Source organism: Vibrio sp. 10N.247.311.12, assembly GCF_041467515.1.
Classification (GTDB): Bacteria; Pseudomonadota; Gammaproteobacteria; order Enterobacterales; family Vibrionaceae; genus Vibrio; species Vibrio crassostreae_C.
Genome location: NZ_JBFSUV010000040.1, coordinates 19698 through 42004, shown reverse-complemented (window position 1 = coordinate 42004; position 22307 = coordinate 19698). Strand labels below are relative to the sequence as shown.

General features: G+C 44.9%; 22 protein-coding genes and 1 pseudogene. 6 read left to right on the top strand and 17 right to left on the bottom strand.

The window, feature by feature from the left end:
• Window positions 1–119 precede the first annotated feature (119 nt).
• The 4 genes from AB6E30_RS17000 to AB6E30_RS16985 all read right to left on the bottom strand — a co-directional run bounded on the left by AB6E30_RS17000 (window position 120) and on the right by AB6E30_RS16985 (window position 2985).
• Window positions 120–608: a DUF2489 domain-containing protein gene (locus AB6E30_RS17000; RefSeq protein ID WP_017079341.1), complete on the bottom strand. Its 489-nt coding sequence runs from the start codon at window positions 606–608 to the stop codon at window positions 120–122.
• 6 nt (window positions 609–614) lie between these two features.
• Entirely contained in the window at window positions 615–1172 is a 558-nt protein-coding gene (gene yihI / locus AB6E30_RS16995) for a Der GTPase-activating protein YihI (RefSeq protein WP_017060163.1), read from the bottom strand.
• A complete protein-coding gene (locus AB6E30_RS16990; RefSeq protein ID WP_019826511.1) occupies window positions 1172–1810 on the bottom strand; it encodes a class I SAM-dependent methyltransferase in 639 nt (212 codons plus the stop codon). Before AB6E30_RS16990 ends, yihI begins: the two co-directional genes overlap by 1 nt.
• A gap of 557 nt (window positions 1811–2367) precedes the next feature.
• Window positions 2368–2985: a cytochrome c gene (locus AB6E30_RS16985; protein WP_012602993.1), complete on the bottom strand. Its 618-nt coding sequence runs from the start codon at window positions 2983–2985 to the stop codon at window positions 2368–2370.
• 148 nt (window positions 2986–3133) lie between these two features.
• On the opposite strand from AB6E30_RS16985, the gene yihA reads away from it, so the two are divergent.
• Window positions 3134–3793 carry a ribosome biogenesis GTP-binding protein YihA/YsxC gene (yihA, locus tag AB6E30_RS16980; protein ID WP_017631972.1) on the top strand — a complete coding sequence of 220 codons (660 nt, stop codon included), beginning with the start codon at window positions 3134–3136 and terminating at the stop codon, window positions 3791–3793.
• 100 nt (window positions 3794–3893) lie between these two features.
• A pseudogene (locus AB6E30_RS16975) lies at window positions 3894–4031 on the top strand (GTP-binding protein); the annotation flags it as partial.
• 507 nt (window positions 4032–4538) lie between these two features.
• Here the strand turns inward: AB6E30_RS16975 and polA are convergent.
• The 3 genes from polA to hemB form a co-directional block, all read right to left on the bottom strand.
• Window positions 4539–7337: a DNA polymerase I gene (gene polA / locus AB6E30_RS16970; RefSeq protein WP_017063055.1), complete on the bottom strand. Its 2799-nt coding sequence runs from the start codon at window positions 7335–7337 to the stop codon at window positions 4539–4541.
• Between the two features lie 679 nt (window positions 7338–8016).
• Window positions 8017–8451, bottom strand: coding sequence for a GNAT family N-acetyltransferase (locus AB6E30_RS16965; protein WP_017063054.1), 435 nt, complete (start codon window positions 8449–8451; stop codon window positions 8017–8019).
• 76 nt (window positions 8452–8527) lie between these two features.
• Complete coding sequence (gene hemB, locus AB6E30_RS16960) at window positions 8528–9571, bottom strand: porphobilinogen synthase (RefSeq protein ID WP_017060158.1); 1044 nt, start codon at window positions 9569–9571, stop codon at window positions 8528–8530.
• A 208-nt stretch (window positions 9572–9779) separates the two neighbouring features.
• On the opposite strand from hemB, the gene AB6E30_RS16955 reads away from it, so the two are divergent.
• Complete coding sequence (locus AB6E30_RS16955) at window positions 9780–10541, top strand: TatD family hydrolase (protein ID WP_017063053.1); 762 nt, start codon at window positions 9780–9782, stop codon at window positions 10539–10541.
• A gap of 288 nt (window positions 10542–10829) precedes the next feature.
• Here AB6E30_RS16955 and tatC read toward each other — a convergent pair whose 3' ends face one another.
• The 7 genes from tatC to rmuC all read right to left on the bottom strand — a co-directional run bounded on the left by tatC (window position 10830) and on the right by rmuC (window position 17165).
• Window positions 10830–11585, bottom strand: a complete 756-nt coding sequence (gene tatC / locus AB6E30_RS16950) for a twin-arginine translocase subunit TatC (RefSeq protein ID WP_017060156.1) — start codon at window positions 11583–11585, stop codon at window positions 10830–10832.
• Window positions 11586–11729: 144 nt separating this feature from the next.
• Window positions 11730–12137 (bottom strand): Sec-independent protein translocase protein TatB, encoded by a 408-nt coding sequence (tatB, locus tag AB6E30_RS16945; RefSeq protein WP_017060155.1) that lies wholly within the window; start codon window positions 12135–12137, stop codon window positions 11730–11732.
• 3 nt (window positions 12138–12140) lie between these two features.
• Window positions 12141–12395 carry a Sec-independent protein translocase subunit TatA gene (gene tatA, locus AB6E30_RS16940; RefSeq protein ID WP_017060154.1) on the bottom strand — a complete coding sequence of 85 codons (255 nt, stop codon included), beginning with the start codon at window positions 12393–12395 and terminating at the stop codon, window positions 12141–12143.
• Window positions 12396–12448: 53 nt separating this feature from the next.
• Window positions 12449–14083, bottom strand: a complete 1635-nt coding sequence (ubiB, locus tag AB6E30_RS16935; protein WP_052880270.1) for a ubiquinone biosynthesis regulatory protein kinase UbiB — start codon at window positions 14081–14083, stop codon at window positions 12449–12451.
• Window positions 14080–14685 carry an SCP2 domain-containing protein gene (locus AB6E30_RS16930; RefSeq protein ID WP_004740977.1) on the bottom strand — a complete coding sequence of 202 codons (606 nt, stop codon included), beginning with the start codon at window positions 14683–14685 and terminating at the stop codon, window positions 14080–14082. The genes ubiB and AB6E30_RS16930 overlap by 4 nt, the downstream gene beginning before the upstream one ends.
• Window positions 14686–14787: 102 nt before the next feature.
• Complete coding sequence (ubiE, locus tag AB6E30_RS16925; protein WP_032554326.1) at window positions 14788–15567, bottom strand: bifunctional demethylmenaquinone methyltransferase/2-methoxy-6-polyprenyl-1,4-benzoquinol methylase UbiE; 780 nt, start codon at window positions 15565–15567, stop codon at window positions 14788–14790.
• A 65-nt stretch (window positions 15568–15632) separates the two neighbouring features.
• A complete protein-coding gene (gene rmuC / locus AB6E30_RS16920; protein WP_017070099.1) occupies window positions 15633–17165 on the bottom strand; it encodes a DNA recombination protein RmuC in 1533 nt (510 codons plus the stop codon).
• A gap of 138 nt (window positions 17166–17303) precedes the next feature.
• Here rmuC and AB6E30_RS16915 point away from each other — a divergent pair, with 138 nt between their 5' ends.
• The gene (locus AB6E30_RS16915) at window positions 17304–18200 is read left to right on the top strand and encodes a DMT family transporter (RefSeq protein ID WP_372104536.1); all 897 of its coding nucleotides are present in this window, start codon (window positions 17304–17306) and stop codon (window positions 18198–18200) included.
• Between the two features lie 141 nt (window positions 18201–18341).
• On the opposite strand, the gene AB6E30_RS16910 is transcribed toward AB6E30_RS16915, so the two are convergent.
• The 3 genes from AB6E30_RS16910 to ftnA form a co-directional block, all read right to left on the bottom strand.
• Window positions 18342–19535: an NAD(P)/FAD-dependent oxidoreductase gene (locus tag AB6E30_RS16910; RefSeq protein WP_050053166.1), complete on the bottom strand. Its 1194-nt coding sequence runs from the start codon at window positions 19533–19535 to the stop codon at window positions 18342–18344.
• Window positions 19536–19784: 249 nt separating this feature from the next.
• Window positions 19785–20108 (bottom strand): universal stress protein UspB, encoded by a 324-nt coding sequence (gene uspB / locus AB6E30_RS16905; RefSeq protein ID WP_009848060.1) that lies wholly within the window; start codon window positions 20106–20108, stop codon window positions 19785–19787.
• A gap of 68 nt (window positions 20109–20176) precedes the next feature.
• Window positions 20177–20704 carry a non-heme ferritin gene (ftnA, locus tag AB6E30_RS16900; RefSeq protein WP_017066029.1) on the bottom strand — a complete coding sequence of 176 codons (528 nt, stop codon included), beginning with the start codon at window positions 20702–20704 and terminating at the stop codon, window positions 20177–20179.
• Window positions 20705–20893: 189 nt separating this feature from the next.
• Here ftnA and uspA point away from each other — a divergent pair, with 189 nt between their 5' ends.
• Both uspA and AB6E30_RS16890 read left to right on the top strand, forming a co-directional pair.
• Window positions 20894–21328 (top strand): universal stress protein UspA, encoded by a 435-nt coding sequence (gene uspA, locus AB6E30_RS16895; protein ID WP_017060149.1) that lies wholly within the window; start codon window positions 20894–20896, stop codon window positions 21326–21328.
• A 52-nt stretch (window positions 21329–21380) separates the two neighbouring features.
• The gene (locus AB6E30_RS16890; RefSeq protein ID WP_017060148.1) at window positions 21381–22259 is read left to right on the top strand and encodes a carboxylate/amino acid/amine transporter; all 879 of its coding nucleotides are present in this window, start codon (window positions 21381–21383) and stop codon (window positions 22257–22259) included.
• Window positions 22260–22307 lie beyond the last annotated feature (48 nt).

The window sequence follows — 22307 nt, the reverse complement described above, 5'->3', positions numbered from 1 at the left end:
AGCGTCGGGATTAACGAGACGCAAAAGGTAAGAAGGCTCATTTAACACTATCTATAAAGATAAGGTGTCTCAAGAACACCCTGTATTAAACAAGCCTCTATTTTAAATAGTCTTAGCGACTAGATCATCTGAATGTTGATTTGGTTGTTGAGAGGTTTAACCTTCTCTTGCAACCTTTTCAAATCTTCAATGACCGCATCATTCAAGCGAGTCTCCGCCTTATGGCGTGTGAGATTCTGCTGCATGCGCTCTTTCTTCGTCAGTTCCTGCCTTCCGTCTCCGCGAGCCATATCTTTTACGATATGGTACAGCTCAGAAAGAGCAGGATACTCAGAATCAAAATCGACACGCTCATCACCCTGAACATTATCCATAATGATACACACTCGGATACTGATCTCAGGTAAGTCACATTGCCCTTGAATGCCCGCTAAGCACAAAGTATTTACGTTTTCGTAAATCGTCGCGTTGCGTTTTTCAATGGCTAGTGCTTGATGCTGCTTTTGCAACTCCGTCTGCTTCTTCACTTGAAGTAGAAGGTAACCTGCGTAAGAGCCCAAGCCGAGAATGATAATTCCACCAGCAATTGCTAATAAGGTTACGTTCACTGGCTATTAACCTTTAAAGCTGTCTAAATCGAAATCTTCGAATTGAGATAGCAAGTCTTCGTCAGAGCTCGCTTTCTTCTTAGAGGCAACCGGTGCTTCTTCGAAGATCTCTTCTTCATCGTCTTCTGGCTCTAGTAGACCTAAGCGGCCCATTAGGTGTTCGATACGATCAAGTTTCTCATCAACAAACTTCTGTAGACCAGCACCTAGGTTTTCACCATTTTCGATACGATCTAGCAGTGTGTTCAGTTGAGCGTCATTCTCAAGCATCTCTAACTCTTGTTCGTTAGATAGCTTGCGCTCTTGTTTAGTCGGCTTCTTCGCTGGTTCAACGATCAGCGGAATTTTTTTCTTGCTGCCTAAACGTGGATCACGAGCTTGTGCAGCTTTACGCTGTTTTGCTTCGCTACCATCTGAGTGACGGCTGCCAGACTTAAGGCCTTTACGCTTTTTAACACGCTTACGTTCACGACCTTCAACATCAGATTCACTACGGTTACGAGTAACCATAGGCTCCGGAGCGCCAAGTGCTCCCGGCTTTCTTGATTTCTTACTACGACCCATTACTGCACTTTCCTCAGTAAAATTACATCATTTCCAAAAAATTCTAGTTCGAGCTTATCCCGCTCTGCCAAAAACTGGAATGTTTGACGACTAAAGAAGACGACATGTGTCGGGTCATTCTTGTAGTGCCAACCAGCAAACGCGTCTACGTCTATTACTAGTTTAGTCATAAGACCAATCCAGCCCTTGGGTTTAACTAAATTCAACCATTGCTGCCACACTTTGTCTGGGTGATAAAGATGCTCTATCACCTCCGTGGCAGTCATAAAGTCATACGTTTTTTCCAACACAGAGGGTTCTGGGTGGTAATAGATATCGTACAACTCCATGGTGTGTCCGGCTTCTTCTAACATAATAGATAGCGTAGGGCCTGGGCCACAACCAAAATCCAACCCTTGTGAGTTAGATGAAATTTTGTCTGTTAGTGGATCCGCGATGCGAGATAAAAAGCGGCGATAGCCTGCATCACTAGGATCGTTCTCATGGAGATCATAGTGTGCTTTTTCTTCTTTTGCTTCTAACCTTTGTTCAGGTTTAACAAATACCAGTTCACATTGCTGACACTGCAGATAGGCTCTGCGTTTGTCTTCAAAATAGTGATTCACGCCTTGGTGATGGCATAAGGGACAAGTATACATAGCACATCCTTAAACAGGGATGCGAAACATACCAGAAACTGAGTTTATAGTGGAGAGGTATTGGGTGTTTTTTCATCAAATCAATAAAAAAAGCGATAGGAAAACCTATCGCTCTCTAAATCTGCCTATATCGGCCAAAATTTGCATACTCAACTTGGTACACAAATCTCCATTTGTTATTGGTGCTTTCCATGCCAAATTTGTTTGTTGTTCATCGTCCTGATGAGTTTTGGCTATCCTTTTCTAACACCTTGTTGCTGGGCTGTCCTAGCCTGATCCATTTCTGTCTATACCGTTAGACTAGATGATCATCCATATCTAAGTCAGCTCCTAGCTGATGGCGGTTACTTTACCGTGTTACAAAAAGACTACAAGAGTGCGACTTCACACTTTTGTACACAAATCGATCACACATTGATAAATCAGACATAAACACAAAACGCATTAATAAAACCAATACAAAAGAAAACGCCCCGACCATTACTGATCGGGGCGTCTCTTCAATCTCGCTCGAACGTACATTCCTTTACTCTGGCTAAGAGCAAGAAACCGACAAATTAGTGTAAACCACCAACGTACTTCGATAAGGTATCAATATCAGCGTCTGTTAACTTTTTAGCTACATCACGCATCATCGCATTCATGTCGTTATTACGATCACCATCGCGGAATTTTTCAAGTTGAGCCTTGATGTAATCTGCGTGCTGACCTGAAATCTTAGGGAAACCAGAAAGTTCGGTACCATTACCACGAGGGCCATGACAAGCAATACACGCCGTTACCCCGCGTTCTGCGTTACCCGCTGTGTAAAGAACCTTACCTTCATCTACTACATTTTCAGGAGTAGAGTTACTAGAGATAGGTAGAGAGGCGTAGTATGCCGCTAGGTCAGCCATATCTTCTTCAGATAAAGGCATCGCCATTGCACCCATTACAGGTTCGTAACGACCTTGCTTACCACCACTTGTCATACCTAGCTTAAGCTCTTTTAACTGCTTCTCTAGATACTTCTCATGTTGACCAGCCAGCTTAGGGTACTGAGTGATCAGGCTGTTGCCGTCAGCACCGTGGCAGGCAACACATGTTTGTGATTTGGCTTTACCAGCTTCAATACTACCTTGAGCCCATACTGAGCAGCTGGCTAAAAGACTCAAAATTAGCGCTAATTTCTTCATGACATTCCATTATAATTATCAAGCTTCCAGTACCACTCTATGTTGCCACTCATGGTACAATAGGCGACCTTATGCCGAGCACGGTTATTTTACACAAATTCACAAAAAAGTAATCAATCGACTACACAAAGTCGAGATGGAGTTAACAGTGAGCGTAAAAATTCATTATCAAAACACGCATTTCATTACCAGTGCACCTGATATTCGTCATTTACCAGAAGACGAAGGGATCGAAATTGCGTTTGCAGGACGCTCCAATGCTGGTAAATCTAGCGCGCTAAATCGCGTTACAAACCAAAAAAGCTTGGCGAAAACCAGTAAAACACCCGGTCGAACTCAGCTAATCAACCTATTTAAGGTAACGGACGGTTGTCATATCGTCGATTTACCTGGATATGGCTTTGCTCAAGTACCACTTGAGATGAAGAAAAAATGGCAGAAGTCGCTAGGTGAATACCTACAACGACGTGAAAGCCTGAAAGGTTTAGTGGTATTGATGGATATCCGTCACCCAATGAAAGACCTTGACCAACAAATGATCTACTGGGCTATCGATAGCCGCATCCCAGTACAGGTTTTGTTAACAAAAGCAGACAAACTGAAAAGTGGTGCGCGTAAAGCACAGCTACTGAAAATCCGTAACGATGCAAAATCTTTCGGTGGTGATGTTGCGGTTGATGTCTTCTCATCAATGAAGGGCATCGGCGTTGACCAACTGCGTGCCAAGATGGATGAGTGGTTTGCGCCTGCGCTTGCAGACCAACTGATCGATGAGTTAGCAGACGAAGAACACAACGATTCAGAGTAGTCTCTATATAGAGGGGGACTAGCTCGCCACTATCAAGTGTTCGCACCTTATCAATGCCCCTCCTTATATAGGCGGGGTATTTTTTTCTGTAAATTCGTGAGTTAAAGCGACCAACAATATCTCTTCGATGGCACAATCCATCCAGATCACCGCCGAAGCACTGAAATACAGCACCGAGAAACAACAGAAAATCATGGATTACATTGAGCATTCACCGACTCAATACACTGATAAATAAGGCGTGATCCATCAATCCTTTATCGATAACTTGTAAAATAAAAGTTATTTCAAGTGATAAAACAATCGACTTAGAGACGGATTTAAATTACCAAAATCTGATCGAATTCCAGATCTAAGGCAAATCAGGGGTTTATCACTGTGCTTGAGAAAGTGTAATAAAAGGCACTAAAAATGAGAGGTTTTACGGGGTAATTGCAGGGTGGAAATATTTTTCTTTCGCACAAGAAAAAACGCCCCAGTCAAATACTGACTGGGGCGGCTGAATCAGCCTAATCCAATAACGTGAAACAAAAGGTCTGAAAGATAGAACATCTTACCTCTGTACCCTACGAGATTTAATGTACAACAATTGCTCAGAAATGAAAACAACTTTTGTAGTTTTTTTTCATGAATGTTTTATTAAAACACCTAAATTCTTATTACGACTTAACTTTATTTGAGACAAAAAAAAGCCAGTGTTTGTGCACTGGCTCATACTAATTTGCTTATTAAGGTCAAAAACTGATTAGTGGGCTTGATCCCAGTTGTCACCGTGGCCAGCTTCCGCGACAAGCGGCACTTCTAGCTCTGCAGCGGATTCCATCAATTCTTGTACTTTACTTTCAATTTCGGCTAAAGATGACTCTTCCACTTCAAACACCAATTCATCGTGTACCTGCATAAGCAGTTTTACACGACCATCGCCTTCCGCTTGAATCCACTCATCCACCAACAACATCGCTTTCTTAATGATGTCCGCTGCTGTGCCTTGCATTGGCGCATTGATCGCCGCGCGTTCAGCAGCTTTACGACGCATGCCATTACGAGATTGAATCTCAGGAAGGTGCAGTCGACGACCGTAAATGGTTTCAACGAAGCCTTGCTCTGAAGCAGCACTGCGCGTGTCTTCCATATACTGCATTACGCCAGGGTAACGCTCGAAGTAAGTGTCCATGTAGTGCTGTGCTTCGCCACGAGGAATACCCAGTTGCTTAGCCAAGCCAAAGGCACTCATACCGTAGATAAGACCGAAGTTAACGGCTTTAGCACGACGACGTTGTTCAGTGGTCACACTCTCAATATCAACACCAATGATCTCAGCAGCCGTTGCCGCGTGGATATCTTTGCCTTGTTGGAATGCTTCCAGAAGCGCTTTATCACCCGAAAGGTGCGCCATGATACGCAATTCAATTTGAGAGTAATCGACCGCTAGAATCTTCCAACCATGTTGTGCAACGAATGCTTGGCGGATACGACGGCCTTCTTCATTACGAATTGGGATGTTCTGTAGGTTTGGATCAGTAGAAGACAAACGACCCGTCGCCGTTACCGCTTGGTGGTAAGACGTATGAACACGACCAGTTTCAGCGTTGATCATCTTCGGCAGCTTATCGGTGTAAGTTGATTTCAGCTTCGCAAGACCACGATACTCAATGATCAGCTTAGGTAGCGGGTAATCCAGCGCAAGTTCTTGCAGCACTTCTTCATTGGTTGAAGGTGCGCCTGATGGCGTTTTCTTGATAACAGGCAAGCCCATTTTTTCAAAAAGGATCGCTTGCAGCTGTTTTGGTGAGTTCATGTTGAACTCTTGCTCTGCAATCTCGTAAGCTTTCTGCTCTAGCTCATCAAGACGAACCGCAATCTCTTGCGATTGAGCGCCTAGCAACATGTCGTCGATGAATACACCTGTGCGTTCAATACGAGACATCACTGGAATCAGTGGTACTTCGATCTCTTCATAGATGGCTTTTAGCTTTTCATCTTGCTCAATGTTTTCCATCAAACGGTTATGAAGACGTAAAGTCACGTCAGCATCTTCTGCTGCGTATGGAGACGCTTCACCCAGCTCAATCTGGTTGAAAGTAAGCTGCTTCTTACCTTTACCTGCGATTTGCTCAAATGAGATGCAGCTGTGCTGAAGGAAACGCAGCGCTAGGCTATCCATATCATGCTTGCCGCCAACGCTATTAAAAACATAAGACGCTAGCATGGTGTCGTGCTTGATGCCTTTCATCTCGATACCGTAGCGCGCTAAAACGCTCATATCGTACTTCAGGTTTTGACCGACTTTAGCCTGTGCGTCATCTTCAAGAATCGGCTTAAGCTGTTCAAGTACCCAATCACGGTCGAGTTGTTGAGGTGCATCTAGGTAATCATGGGCAACCGGTACGTAAGCGGCAACGCCTTCTTCGGTTGCGAATGATAGACCAACAAGGTTAGCCACCATGTAGTCCAAGCTATCTGTTTCAGTATCAAAGGCAAACACCTCTGACGCTTTCAGTTTCTCTAGCCACGCATTAAAAGAGGCTTCATCTAAGATGGTTTCGTAGTTGCTGCGATCAATGGTCACGGCAGAGGTGTTCATTTCTACGGTAGAAGTGGTTGATGCCGTGCTGCTGCGCACTGCACCCGACTTCTCATCCGCCTCAACCACACCGCTGCCGCCTTCAAGTAGCTCGTTCAACCAAGATTTGAAGACCAGTTGACCGTATAGCTTAATCAGCTCATCCGTATTTGGTTGTGCTTTTACAAGCGACTCAGGTGTCTCTTCTAACTCGACGTCCAGTTTGATCGTTGCAAGCTCGTAAGACATCTCAGCGTTGTCTTTATTATCAATCAGCTTCTTAGCCATGGTTTTTGAACCACGGAAGCCAAGAGCGGCAATATCATCCAGGTTTTGATACAGCTTTTCGATGCTACCAATGCCTTGTAGTAGAGCAGTTGCTGTTTTGTCACCAACACCTGGAACGCCAGGAATGTTATCCACTTTATCGCCCATCAGTGCAAGGTAGTCGATAATCAGCTCAGGTGGGATGCCAAACTTCTCTATCACGCCTTCGCGATCCATAACCACGTTGGTCATGGTGTTGATCAAAGTAACGTTGTCATCAACCAGCTGCGCCATATCTTTATCGCCAGTACTGATCAAAACCGGCATGCCCGCTTTAGATGCTTGAGAAGCTAGCGTACCAATCACATCATCCGCTTCAACTCCGGGAATAGAGATAAGTGGCAAACCCATTGCACGAATCACATTGTGCAAAGGCTCAATCTGGCAACGAAGATCATCAGGCATAGGTGGACGATTTGCCTTGTACTCTGGGTACATGTCATCACGGAACGTCTTTCCTTTCGCATCAAAAATTACCGCAATACGATCAGAAGCAAATTGACGCATCATGCTGCGCAGCATGTTAACTACACCGTAAACAGCGTTAGTTGGGATATCACCATTGCTCATTGTGCCAGGGTAAGCATGGAACGCGCGATATAGGTAAGAAGAGCCATCGATCAGAATCAATGGATTATCAGGAATACGAGCCATAATGTTTGTGTATCCAGTAAGTACAGAAATTATCTGTTAAGAATGCCACGTCTGTTGGTTGGATTCCACGTTGTCGATCTGTATCCGTTCACTCGGTTGTGTTCGTTATAATCGATTTGTTGTTATTTTTTGTTCTTAGACGCAAGCGTTCTGTGGATAACTCTGTTTATATTATTTATCCACCCTGTTGAGAACTAAGGTGAACAACTCAAAAAACACCAATAAACAAATGAAAATAAAGAATAATTTTACAGATCGAACAGATGATCAACGATCTTTTCTCGATCTTGCGTTGTGGAAAAGAATGCTGATGGCGTTTTATTCATAAAAACACGTGCCACTAAATATGCATCTTGTTGAAATGGTAGGTATAAAAAAAGCGACACCCGAAGATGTCGCCTAGCAAAAACCGGTAAAGCCATTCAAATTGAATACCACAGCTTTACCTAAAAGCTATAAATTACACTGGAAGCAATGTGAGCAATGTCGTGTCAAAAAGAACTTAGTACAAGTTCGCGAGAATTCTGTTGGGTAACCAAGTAGATACTTGAGTACTTAACATCCTTGTGAACATTTCCTCATTCCCTAAGACGAAGTTAATAATAATGATTCTCATTTAATAGTCAACAATTAAATGATAATAAATCTCATTTGATTTATAAACCGTTAACAGCAGTGCTTAAATTTGCTTCAAAAAATGGATTCTATGGTCATTAATGTCTTCTTTTTCTTCAAATCTTTCGATTAGGTAACCGTTTCTCAATAACAGGCGCAACATTGCAGGGAACTGGTTACGAGACTTAACCTTTAACTGTCTGTAGCCCTGCTCTTTCGCCCACTGTTCCTGAACGTCTAATTGCGCCTGTGCAACGCCTTTGTTCCTCGCGAGCGGTGACACGCCACCAAACCAGCTGTAAAAAGTATCTTGATCCAATTCATAGCCGATCTTAAAGCCAAGCAACACGCCAGCTTCTTCAGCCACTAAGATAAGGCTCTTTTTCCCTGCCAGCCGCTCTGACAGAGAAGCGACACTCTCTTTTTTAGCGAACTCAGAGATCTGCTCGACCACAGACACCACTTCTTCTAAAGAACCTTCACGTACGACAACTGACATCTTATTCATCCTTATAAACGAAAGGGCTGGCACAATGGCCAACCCTTTACTGATCACTTAAGTGAGATCTACACGGTTACTTTTCTTTTAAATGCTCAGCAGCTTGTGCGTTATCTTCAGCAAGCCACTCTGCGACATCTTTAGCGAAGTAAGTAAGAATGCCATCAGCGCCAGCACGCTTAAAGCACAACAGTGATTCCATGACGGTTTCGCGCTCTTTCAGCCAGCCGTTTTGAATCGCCGCTTTGTGCATCGCGTATTCACCAGATACTTGGTAAGCAAACGTAGGCGCTTGCAGTTCGTGCTTAACACGACGAACAATATCAAGGTAAGGCATGCCTGGTTTCACCATCACCATGTCCGCACCTTCATTAAGATCCATCGCGACTTCATGAATCGCTTCATCGCTGTTGGCTGGATCCATCTGGTAGTTCTTCTTGTTACCACCTTTCAGGTTCGAAGCACTGCCAACTGCATCACGGAATGGGCCGTAGTAGCACGATGCATATTTTGCAGAGTACGCCATAATCTGAGTATGAATATGGCCCGCTTCTTCTAACGCTTCACGGATCTTACCAATGCGACCATCCATCATATCTGACGGTGCAACCACATCCGCACCCGCTTCAGCGTGTGATAATGCTTGCTTGATCAAGACTTCAGTCGTCTCGTCATTCATCACGTAACCATCTTCATCGATGATGCCGTCTTGGCCGTGAGTGGTGAACGGGTCTAGTGCTACGTCAGTAATAACGCCAATGTTTGGCACATGCTCTTTTAGTAAACGTACAGCGCGCTGCACCAAACCTTCTGAGTTATGAGCTTCAGCTGCACATAAACTTTTAGCATCTTGGTTCACGACTGGAAATAGAGCAATCGCAGGAACACCCAGCTTTGACAGGTAATCTGCTTCCTCGAGCATGTAGTCGATCGACAAGCGTTCAACACCTGGCATTGACTCGACAGGCTCGCGGCGGTCTTTACCCATCAGGATAAACATTGGGTAGATTAGATCATCCACAGACAATTGATTTTCTGCCATTAGGCGACGGCTAAAGTCGTGCTTACGCATACGGCGCATACGGCGACCTGGGAATTGACCTTGAATTGAAACAGACACTAGATTCTCCTTGCCTAGTCTAAGCACCGAAATACTTAGATATGAAAAGTGCTAAATACAGGCAAAAGCATATCACTGATGGCTCAGGACGCTAGCAGTAAAATATGAAACCCACTCAAAAATAGGGATAAATGGCAAAAAATGACCTTCTCCTCACACTGCCGTATACTCATGACAACTCAGTAAAGACCGCTTTCAGGACAAAACAATGATCGACACCCATGCTCATATTTACGCTAGTGAATTCGATGAAGACCGCGAACAAGTCGTGCAGCGCGCACTGGCTCAAGGGATTGATACCATTCTATTGCCGAACATCGATTTAGAATCTATCGAGCCAATGTTAGCGACGGAAGCTCAGTTTCCTGATGTGTGCCGTTCAATGATGGGCTTACACCCTTGTTATGTGGATGCGAATATCGAGCAAACCCTAAAAACCATTCGAGCTTGGTTTGATAAGCATGACTTTATCGCCGTGGGTGAGATTGGTATCGACTTGTACTGGGATAAAACCTTCAAGGCTGAACAAGAGATGGCGTTTGTGACTCAACTGCAGTGGGCAAAAGAGCTTGATTTACCTGTGGTGATCCACACTCGTGATTCCATTGAAGAGACACTTGCCCTACTTCGTAAAGAACAAGATGGCAGCTTACGCGGGGTATTCCACTGCTTTGGTAGCAGCTTAGAGGAAGCTCAAGCGATCAACGAGCTAGGCTTTCATTTAGGTTTAGGCGGCGTTTCGACCTTTAAGAACTCTGGGATGGACAAGGTGATCCCACATCTCGATATGGATTACGTCATTCTAGAGACAGATTGCCCATACTTGGCACCAACACCGAATCGCGGTAAACGCAATGAACCAGCCTACACAGAATTAGTAGCAAAACGCATCGCCGAATTACGCGGAATTACCCTTGAAGAAGTCGAAAACATAACCACAAAAAATGCTAAGGCATTGTTTAATTTATGACAAATCTATTAATAAGTAATTATTACGGATTTTTCCTGAATTTATTTGAGAAAGCTAAGTGACATGTATAGTATCAACCACCTGCATATAGAGGTAGTTGATTATGTGTGACCATTCACAACACTTACAACGTCAACATCGAACCCTATGGCATAAAATTTTGGGCATCAAAGAGCTCTATATATGTCAGAACTGTGGCTATCAGTTAAAGATTCGATAAACAGACATAATAAAAAAGCGGCCCTAGGCCGCTTTTTTATTATGTGATTTTTACTGAAGCATTCCGAATCAAGATTCAGCTTCTTCCTCTTCATCCGCATCTGGCTTACGCGTATAAAAGCGTGCGAAAAACAGACCAATCTCAAACAGAATACACATTGGAATCGCCAACAGTGTTTGCGAGATCATATCTGGTGGTGTCAGCATCATACCGATGATGAAAGCACCCACCACAATGTAAGGACGCTTTTCAGACAGAGATTGAGGCGTTGTTGCCCCCGTCCAACACAACAAGATAATCGCAACAGGCACTTCAAAGGCAATACCAAAAGCAAAGAACAGCGCGAGTACAAAATCAAGATAGCTTGAGATGTCGGTTGCGAACTCTACTCCCCCTAATGATATGGCCGTAAAAAAGCCAAATACCAACGGGAATACAATAAAGTAAGCGAACGCCACACCACAGTAAAACAGCAATGAACTTGAAGCCAATAGCGGCATGATCAAGCGTTTTTCATGCTTGTATAAACCCGGAGCAACAAAAGCCCACACCTGATACAAAATAAACGGAACCGCGAGGAATATAGACGCGATCAAGGTTAATTTCAGCGGTGTGAAAAATGGCGATGCAACATCGGTTGCGATCATCGTCGCCCCTTCCGGTAGACGATCTACCAAAGGTGCTGATACGAATTCATAAATATCATTAGCAAAATAAATTAGCCCGACAAATATCACTAGCACCGCGACAATCGCACGTAGTAGGCGATTACGTAGTTCTAGAAGGTGGCTAATTAAAGGCTGTGTCTGCTCAGTCGAAGACATGTCAAACCTCTTAAACAGGAAGATCGAAAAGGAGCCGCGCGTGTATCTATCCAGTTGAATTGGTATCCACTTGAATAGTTATTTACTTAAATAGCTGTCTACTTAAATAACTACATAAGTATCTGGCGACTCCTCCTTGCGAGACTATTCGGCTTTCTTATCTGACGGTGCTGAAGCTTCGCTGTTGACCTGAATGGTTTCAGATTCCACAGTTTCCATGACACTAGGTTTAGTCTCACTTGGCTTATCAGACTCAGGCTTAGCATACGGACGTTGAACCTCAGCAGCGGCCTGCTTGAGTTCATCGACTGACGCTTTAAGGTCTGGAGATAAATCTTCCATACCCATTTTTTCCGCCTTGCGTAGGTTTTCTTGCAGCTCTTGCACCTTAAGCTCATGAGAAAGTTCATCTTTCACACTGTTTGCCATGCTTTTCGCTTGTCCAACAAACTTGGAAATACTGCGAATCGCCACGGGCAAACGCTCAGGCCCTAAAACCACTAACCCAACGACAGATATTAATACCAGTTCCCAAAAACCGATATCAAACACGATTTACGCCTGCTCTTTGTCTTTCTTTGTTTCAGCAGTTGTTTCAGCGTGAGCTTCTGTCTTCTGCTGTTCAATATTCTTTGGTTCGAAGTCTGCATCTTTCTTATCTGCAGGCTTGTCTTCATCGCTCATCGCTTTTTTGAAGCCTTTAACCGCTGAACCTAAGTCACCACCCATACCGCGCAGTTTCTTTGTTCCGAATAGCAAAATTACAATTACAGCAATGATTAGAAGTTGCCAAATACTGATACCACCCATTGTCATTGTCCTCGGGTCTGTCTACACATAAAAATATTAAGAGAGTCTACTGTCTAACGACGGTAAGCTCGCCAACTAAGCAACCAAAATGTGACACCTGCGATGCCACAGCCCATAGATAGCTGCTCATAAGGGCTTGAAACTAATATTGCGGAGCATACGACTAAAGTGGCTCCAACGCCAAACAAAAACTTTCCAGTTGCTTGCTGACGCTTACTATCTCGGTAACCTTGATAAAGCTGATCCATTCTGTGGTTCATCGCTTTACCTTGGCGCAAGCTGTCATAAAGTAGCTCTGGCAGCTCTGGCAGTTTTTCTGCCCAGAATGGCGCACGCTCTTTTACTGCGTTGATCACAGCTTGCGGCCCCACCTGATTCATCATCCAGGTTTCAAGGAAAGGCTTCGCCGTTGCCCACAAATCAAGTTGCGGATACAGCTGACGGCCTAGGCCTTCGACATACAACAAGGTCTTTTGCAGAAGCACCAACTGAGGTTGAACCTCCATGTTGAAACGTCTTGCTGTATTAAATAAGTTTAGCAACACATGGCCAAATGAGATCTCGCCAAGTGGTTTTGCAAAGATTGGCTCACACACCATACGGATCGCGAACTCAAAATCATTGACGTTAGTGTCGTGTGGCACCCACCCCGAATCAACGTGTAGCTCAGCAACTTTACGGTAATCTCGATTGAAGAAAGCCAACAAGTTCTCTGCTAAATAGCGCTTATCTTCGCTATTGAGCGTACCAACAATGCCACAATCCAAACCAATCCACTGAGGGTTATCTGGATTCTCTGGGTTAACAAATACGTTGCCCGGGTGCATGTCTGCATGGAAAAAGCTATCTCGGAATACTTGGGTGAAGAATACCGTCACACCGCGTTCCGCGAGCAATTTCATGTTGGTGCCGTTGGCTTCTAGCGTCTCAATATCGGAGACTTGAATACCATAGATTCGCTCTGACACCATCAGGGTTTCGCTGCTTAGATCAGGGATAACCTCTGGAACATACAGCTCTTCACTGCCTTCAAAATTACGTCGCAGTTGAATGGCATTGGCCGCCTCACGGCGCAGGTCGAGTTCATCAAGTAACGTTTTCTCGTACTCGTGAACCACTTCAACCGGTTTCAAACGACGTGCTTCAGGAAGCGACTTAGCGACTATACGCGCCATTCGGTGCATCAGTTTTAGATCTGCGTCAATCACCGGGCGAATATCAGGTCGAATTACCTTCAGAACAATCTCACGACCGCTCTCTTTAAGCTTTGCGGTATGCACCTGAGCGATAGAAGCAGAAGCCAGTGGCTCGATATCAAAGTCGGTAAACCAGTTGTCTAAACTGCCACCCAACGCCTTTTCCATATCTTGCTTCGCCAGTTGACCATCAAACGGCGCAACTTGGTCTTGCAACAACGCCAACTGATCGGCGATATGAGGAGGGAACAGATCACGACGTGTCGACATCATCTGTCCAAACTTGATCCACACTGGACCAAGTTCTTGCAGCGCAAGGCGCAAGCGATGACCCAACTCTTTATCTTGATGCTTGTTCTTGAGCCAAAACAGTGACTTTCGCGCCAACAAAGGGGCTTTAGTCAGTTGGTGTTCCGGCATCAACTCATCAAGGCCGTATTCCAACTGTACCTTGATAATATGATAAAGACGTTTCAGTTCTGTTGGGGTCATGCTTTCTCCAACAGAGCGTTCAACTTAGCTTCAAGGCGTGCAGCTGAGCTTTTCACGTCGTCAACCTGATCGCAAAAATGTGCCACCTCTAATGGCGCTGGAGCGATCTTCCACTCTTCAGTCAGAACCTGAGCGAAGTGGTTTTGATGTTTGGTCGCTTGCTTAGCCACAAGGCCACCAACATTCTTAACGCCTTGGACCAAGGTATGAGCCACCACATCACCTGTCACGCGAGACAACCACTCTTCCAAGTCAGGTTTGCAGTCTGTCATCAGCTGAGAAAACTTCTGTGCCAACTGAATATCACCTTCCAAAATCAACTTATCTTGCTTGATAAGCTTAGTGATATTCGATTGCTCACGCAGTTCTGGCAATACGGATAGGTTCAAAGATAAGTAGCAATCAGGTTGCCCTTCGTACTCTGACAACACATCAATTTGTTGGCTGAAAACGAACGTAAGTGTTTTATTCAACTCTTTCAAATTGACTTGAATGATCTGCCCTTTTAAACGAGACAAACGACGAACCAGTGCTGGGTCATCGTTTACTAGCGTATTCAAAGAGGTTTCAATAACCGCGGTTACCAATGGATCAAATGGCATGACTGTCCTTACCTTTGAAAACGGATAAGCCTTAACCTATCCGTTCTATCTTTATTCTTATTTTCGATCTAACACGCTCAAAGCGCTTGCTACCAAGTTCAACTAGAACTTGTAACCTCGGTGCAGCGCAACAATGCCACCCGTTAGGTTGTAGTATTTCGTATTCTCAAAGCCGGCTTCTTGCATCATGCCTTCCAGTGTTTCTTGGTCTGGGTGCATGCGGATAGATTCTGCAAGGTAGCGGTAACTGTCTGCATCGTTAGCAATCAACTCACCCATTTTTGGCAATAGGTGGAATGAGTATGCATCGTACACTTTAGAAAGAGGCTCAAGCACTGGCTTAGAAAACTCTAGAACCAATAGACGACCGCCCGGCTTAAGCACGCGGTACATAGAACGAAGTGCTTTATCTTTATCGGTTACGTTACGCAGACAGAAGCTGATAGTAATGCAATCGAAGTAGTTGTCTGGGAAAGGCAACTCTTCAGCATTCGCTTGTACGTAATGTACGTTGCCAACAATACCGCTATCACGCAGCTTATCGCGGCCAACATTCAGCATTGAATTGTTGATATCAGCAAGAACTACGTGGCCTTTTTCACCAACGATGCGCGAGAATTTCGCCGTCAGGTCACCAGTACCACCACCAAGGTCTAGAATACGCTGACCAGGGCGAACGCCACTGCAATCAATCGTGAATCGTTTCCACAAACGGTGAACACCACCCGACATTAAGTCATTCATGATGTCGTATTTAGCGGCTACAGAGTGAAATACCTCTGCTACTTTCGCGACTTTTTCGTCTTTCGCGACTGTTTCGAAACCAAAGTGTGTGGTTTCTGACTCTACTGCTGAATTTGTCTGCACGCTTGTGTCCATAATGCTGTTATCTACCATGGTAAGTTCTCATCGACAGCACGCTCCGTGTTTAGAGGCGCTGCGGCCGATTAGTTTACTTTATCCTCAGCGGGTTGTCTTTCTACTAAGGAGGCATTTTCTGAAAAAGCCTCATTTTGCGCCATTTCGGCCAAACCAATCGAGATCGGTTTCTTCACTTCAACACCCAATTGCTTGAAGCTTTCGGCCTGACGAATCACGTTGCCTCGCCCTGTGACTAGCTTATTCATCGCCCCTTGATAACTTTGGTTTGCTCTATCAAGTGAGCTGCCAAGGCCTTCCATATCATCAACAAACAGGCGCAGCTTGTCGTAAAGCTTGCTCGCACGTTCTGCGATAACCTGTGCGTTCTGGTTCTGTCTGTCGTTACGCCACAGGTTATCAATGGTACGCAGTGCCACCAGCAAGGTGGTTGGGCTAACCAAGATAATGTTTTGCTCCATCGCATCTTTAACTAAGCTAGGGTCGGCTTGAATCGCCACCTGAAACGCAGGTTCTACCGGAATAAACATCAACACATAATCCAAGCTCTGTATGCCTTTGAGTTGATGATAATCCTTCTGGCTCAAGCCTTTAATATGCGCGCGCAATGAAGCCAAGTGATCACGTAATGCGGCATCACGTTGTTGATCAGTTTCAGCATTGAAGTAACGCTCAAACGCCACCAAAGCCATTTTTGAATCCACCACCACTTGCTTGTCTTGTGGCAGATGCACAATCACATCTGGCTGGTAACGCTTGCCCGCATCGTTTTGCAGGTTCACTTGCGTTTGGTATTCGTGGCCTTCGCGCAGTCCTGATTCAGCAAGCACGCGAGCCAGCACCACCTCGCCCCAGTTACCTTGTTGTTTGTTGTCACCCTTTAGCGCTTGAGTCAGGTTCACCGCTTCACGCGTCATACTCTCATTAAGACGCTGCAGGTTTTTAAGCTCATGCACCAAAGTATGACGCTCTTTGGCTTCTTGGCTGAAGCTGTCGTTCACTTGTTTCTTAAAGCCTTCCAACTGCTCTCTTAGTGGAGACAACAAACCTTCTAGGCTCTGCTTATTCTGCTGATCGACCTTGGCGGTTTTGGTTTCAAACAGTTGGTTCGCTAACAATTCAAACTGCTGCTTAAGTCGTGATTCAGCTTGCTCTAGCAACTGCAGCTTTTCGCTATTGGCGAGGTTTTCTTGGTCATGCCTTGCTTCTTGCTCGCGCAGCTCGGCTTCTAATTCAGACTTATGATCTTTAAGCACATTGATCTCATCAGCGTACTGCTGGCGCTCTTGCTTTACCGCCTCAAAGTAGCGCAGTTTTTCCATTGCAGCCATCACCTTACCGTGCGCCTGCTTGAGCTCGAATGCCGCTTTGTCTCGGTCATCATCTAACTCATCGAGCTCTTGTTGCGCCTCTGCGAGTGATGCTTTGAGCTGAGCTTGCTGAGATTCATGCAACAAACGATCGGACTCTAGCTGCTGCTCGAGCAATCGCTGCTGAAAAGAGAGCTTCTGTTTAATCCACCAACCCACGACACCGCCGCTGACGAGCGCGCCAGAAATTGCAGCAATAAGCGTTGCCTGATGTTCGATAATCCATTGCATGATAATGATTTAGCCTAATTGGAAATAACTCATTAAATGGTATTTTGATACTGGATAAATGTCCAGTTTGCCGTATTAAAATTCGACAGATAGACTAGGCGCTCCGTATTCTGTCCCATCAAATTAGAATGAGTTGCCATGAACGAACGTCGTGCCTTGGGCTTTGGCCTTTCCGCAGTACTGCTGTGGTCAACGGTCGCTACCGCTTTTAAGCTGACCCTTGCTGAGTTTTCACCTATTCAAATGCTGACCATCGCTAGCATTGTGTCGTCGATTGCACTGATCGCAGTCTGCGCTTTTCAAGGCAAGCTTTCTCAGCTGAGTACAACGTTCCTTTCAAACCCTTGGTATTACCTGCTGCTCGGCTTGGTTAACCCATTGGCCTATTACCTGATTCTATTCAAAGCCTACGACCTGCTGCCCGCTTCTCAAGCTCAAGCCATCAACTACAGCTGGGCTATCACGCTAACCTTAATGGCGGCGGTTTTTCTGGGGCAAAAGATTCGTAAGCAAGATTGGATTGCGTGTACCTTCAGCTATGCGGGTGTGGTAGTTATTGCCACCAAAGGCGACGTGTTAGGAATGCAGTTCGACAGCCCACTCGGTGTGGCGCTAGCGCTGCTTTCTACTCTGCTTTGGGCGGGATATTGGATTCTCAACACCAAAAACAAGGCTGACCCAGTGGTTGGCGTGCTGCTTGGTTTCTTAGTGGCATTACCATTTGCGATCGGTTTAACCCTTTACGAAGGTGAAAGCTTTAGCCAAATCACAGCGAAGGGTTGGATGGCGGTGACTTACGTTGGTCTGTTCGAGATGGGCATTACCTTTGTGTTGTGGCTATCAGCACTCAAGCTAACCAACAATACGGCGCGTATCAGCAACCTGATTTTTGCGTCACCGTTTATCTCACTGATGCTACTTTCAACCATCATTGGCGAAGAGATTCACCCTGCAACACTGTTTGGTTTGGTACTGATCATTGCTGGCTTGGTGATTCAACAGATCAAGTTTTCAAAAAAAAAGCTGCGTAAATAAGAGCTAAAAGATTCGATTGAGCACGAAAAGCTATCGATAAAGTCGAGTCTAGAGCTAGAACAAAATATTAGATACAAAAATGGCGAGTCGTATGACTCGCCATTTTTATATAATTTAAAATCTAGTGAGTAAGCTAAAAGCTTAAACCCACTGACCTGCTGCAAAGCCAGAACTCCAACACCATTGGAAATTATAGCCGCCTAACCAACCGGTTACGTCCATCACTTCACCAATGAAATAGAGGCCAGACACGCTCTTACATTCCATGGTTTTTGAAGATAGGTGATTGGTGTCCACGCCACCTAGAGTCACTTCCGCTGTTCGGTAACCTTCCGTGCCGTTTGGTGCAATTTTCCAGTTCTCTAGATGCTCTACAATGTCATTCAGCTGCTTTTCGTTGAACTGCTTAAGCGGCTTGTCTTCCAGCTCTTTACGATCAATCAACACTTCCACAAAACGCTTCGGCAGTGCTTTCGCCAAGGTGTTTTTCAGGCTCTGATTTGGGTGCTTCTCGCGAGAGTTAGCCAGCAGCTCAGCTACATCGACTTCAGGTACTAGATTAATCGAAACCGACTGACCCGCTTTCCAGAACGAAGAAATTTGCAGAACTGAAGGACCCGATAGGCCGCGGTGAGTAAACAGCAACGCTTCTTTGAACAAGGTTCCATCTTGCGCGGTGATCTCGGCAGGAATAGCGATTCCTGAAAGCTCAGCAAAGGCTTCTTTGTCTTCTTTATGCAGAGTAAATGGCACCAAACCGGCTGTAGTCGGCATCACAGACAAGCCAAACTGCTCGGCAATCTTATAGCCAAATGGCGTCGCACCTAGTTTCGGCATCGATAAACCGCCCGTCGCCACAACCAGTGAGTCACACTCAACTTCGTCGGTATTAAGGTGCATCTTAAAGCCAGCGTCTGTTTTTTCGATGGAGTGAACATCACAACGGTAGCGTTGTTCAACTTTCGCCTGCTTACACTCGTCAAGCAGCATGCTCACGATGTCTTTTGCAGTGTGGTCATTTACACAGAACAATTGGCCGTGGTCTCGCTCTTCGAACTCAATACCGTACTTGCTCACCATCGAGATAAAATCCCAGTTGGTGTATTGAGATAAAGCTGACTTCACGAAATGAGGGTTGTTACACAGGAAGTTGTTGGCTGAAACATCATAGTTAGTGAAGTTACAACGACCGCCACCTGAGATTAAAATTTTTCTGCCTGGTTTCTTTGCATGATCAACCACCAGCACTCGTCGGCCGCGTTTACCCGCTTCCGCAGCACACATTAAGCCTGCGGCGCCCGCACCAATTACGATTACATCAAATTTTTCACTCATGTGGTTCTGCTTTTCTTCACTTTTGCAGCCCGAGTACACCCTGTTCTCGAAATGCCATCAATAAAAAAGGATGTGCATAAACAGCACATCCTTACTAATTGCTCGCTATTTTAGCGGCAATTTTAAACTTTGCAATTGATGTTCAATTGTACAATTAGCAGACAGCAGCAAAACCACTACTTAACTTAGCGAACCAACAACCGAAGCTTCACACCAGAACCTAAGCTCTACTTCACACGTACTAAAAACTCAGACGATGAAAGAAGACAGCAAGGTTACACCTAGCAGAGCGGAAGAGAGTATGAATAACTGTCTTACGCGATCGCACTTCGAAGTAAAAACTTCGTCATGATGATGGTGATACTCTTTGCTTTTGATGTAACTGAACAGGCGAACCTGTTTGGTCATATTGCCATGGGTTGTGAAAAAACCGCCTCCGTCTACTTGTTGATAAAGTAGAGGATGCGCTTCTCGCATAATATAAATGAGCGTTCTTAGCGCAGTAAAATAACGCGCCCAGTTCACGCAAGTCACAACCATTAGTGCAAATAGAATAGTGTCGCCGCTGATCATCCTTTCCTCCCTACATCTTCATAAGAAAACTCAAAAGAAAAAGATAATCAGTGTCTTTCTCGTACTACCTAAACGGCAGGAGCTTCCATAATTGAAGATGAACCATCTTTTGCCAATTGCGCTAGGTCTTTATCAATAAAGAACAGTGCTTTACCGTCTTCACCAACAAGCTCTAGCTTATCCAATACACCTTTAAACAACTTCTCTTCTTCGTGTTGCTCTGCAACGTACCATTGCAGGAAGTTAAAGGTTGAGTAGTCTTGTGTGCTGAAAGCAACGTGAGCCAGTTTGTTGATCTTTTCAGTAATCATCTGCTCATGTTCATAAGTTTCACGGAACACTGCACCAAGGCTTTCGAATTCGTGTTTCGGTGCTTCAATCGCACCCAGAATTGGCATTGCACCTGTTTCGCTTACGTAAGTGAAAAGACGCTGCATATGTTCCATTTCTTCTACTGCATGAACACGCAGAAACTCTGCTGCACCTTCAAATCCTTTGTCTTCACACCAAGCACTCATTTGTAAGTATAGATTGGATGAGAAAAATTCTAGGTTAATTTGATCATTCAGTTGCTCAACCATAGTTTTTGACAGCATTTAAGACTCCTAATTACATCCTCAATTTTCTCTACTATATCACTATTTAATGAATATCTCGCAGGCCATTAGTTAACCAATATTTCGAGCTGTCATTACGCAAGACAGTGGATATGAGATCACTTCAGCAAAAAAAGCCATCGCATAGTGCTAATCTTAAATCAGACAATGAATAAAGGAGGTAGCGATATGAGTTACAAACATATTTTGGTCGCGGTAGATTTATCAGAAGACAGCAAATTAATTGTGGATAAAGCGGTAGCATTGGCTAAGCCATTGGAAGCCAAAGTCTCTTTTATCCATATCGATATTAACTACGCAGAGCTGTATACCGGCCTGATTGATATCAACATGGCCGAAACCCAGCACAACGCGATGGAAGCGTCTCGTATTCAGCTGCAAAATTTTGCGGAGCACGCCCAATACCCGATCACCCATACCCTAGTAGGCAGTGGTGATTTGAGTCATGAGCTGTGTGACACCATCAACGAGTTCAATGTTGATCTCGTGGTTTGCGGTCACCATCAAGACTTTTGGAGCAAGCTGCTCTCTTCAACACGCCAACTGATCAACGCCTCTCCGGTTGATATGCTGGTCGTGCCTCTAAGAGATTCAGAAGACTAATGATTTAAGGTTAGGTAACATACAGCTCATATCTTATTAACGAAGTTTTACTATGAGCTATTTAGCTGGTGTTACCCTCCTATGGGCCTTCTCCTTTAGCCTGATCGGCGTTTACCTTGCGGGTCAGGTTGATTCTTGGTTCTCTGTTTTAATGCGTGTTGCCCTTGCTGGCGTCGTATTTCTTCCTTTCCTAAAGTTTCGCGGCGTATCGCGTAAGCTGATCGCTAAATTGATGGCAATTGGTGGTATCCAGCTTGGCCTGATGTACTGCTTCTACTATCAGTCTTTCTTACTGCTATCCGTTCCTGAAGTCCTTTTGTTTACTGTCTTTACCCCAATTTACGTCACGCTTATTTATGACTTTCTCAAAGGGCAATTCTCTCCGTGGTACCTAGTGACAGCGGCAATTGCGGTATTGGGCGCGGTATTCATTAAGTTCGCAGGTATTAACGAAAACTTTTTAGTCGGCTTCCTCGTCGTGCAAGGCGCGAACCTGTGCTTTGCTATTGGTCAGGTGGGCTACAAGGTGGTGATGGAGAAGGAATCGACCGAGTTGCCTCAGCGAACCGTATTTGGTTACTTCTACTTAGGGGCGCTATGTGTCGCGTCAGTGGCTTTCATGCTACTAGGCAACCCAGAGAAACTGCCCACCACCACACTTCAATGGGGAATCCTGATCTACCTTGGCTTGATTGCGTCGGGGCTGGGTTACTTTATGTGGAATAAAGGCGCGTGCATGGTGAATGCTGGCGCGCTGGCAGTGATGAACAATGCCTTGGTTCCTGCTGGTCTGGTGGTGAATATCCTGATTTGGAACAGAGATGTCGATTTGGTTCGCTTGTCTATTGGTGGCGCCGTTATCTTATTCTCTTTATTCGTCAATGAGACGTGGGTGAAGAAGCGCGTAGCAAGATCCGCAAGCAACGCTTAGCTGATTTGAACAAGCTACATGAGTCAGCTCGGATAACCCCAAAAAGCA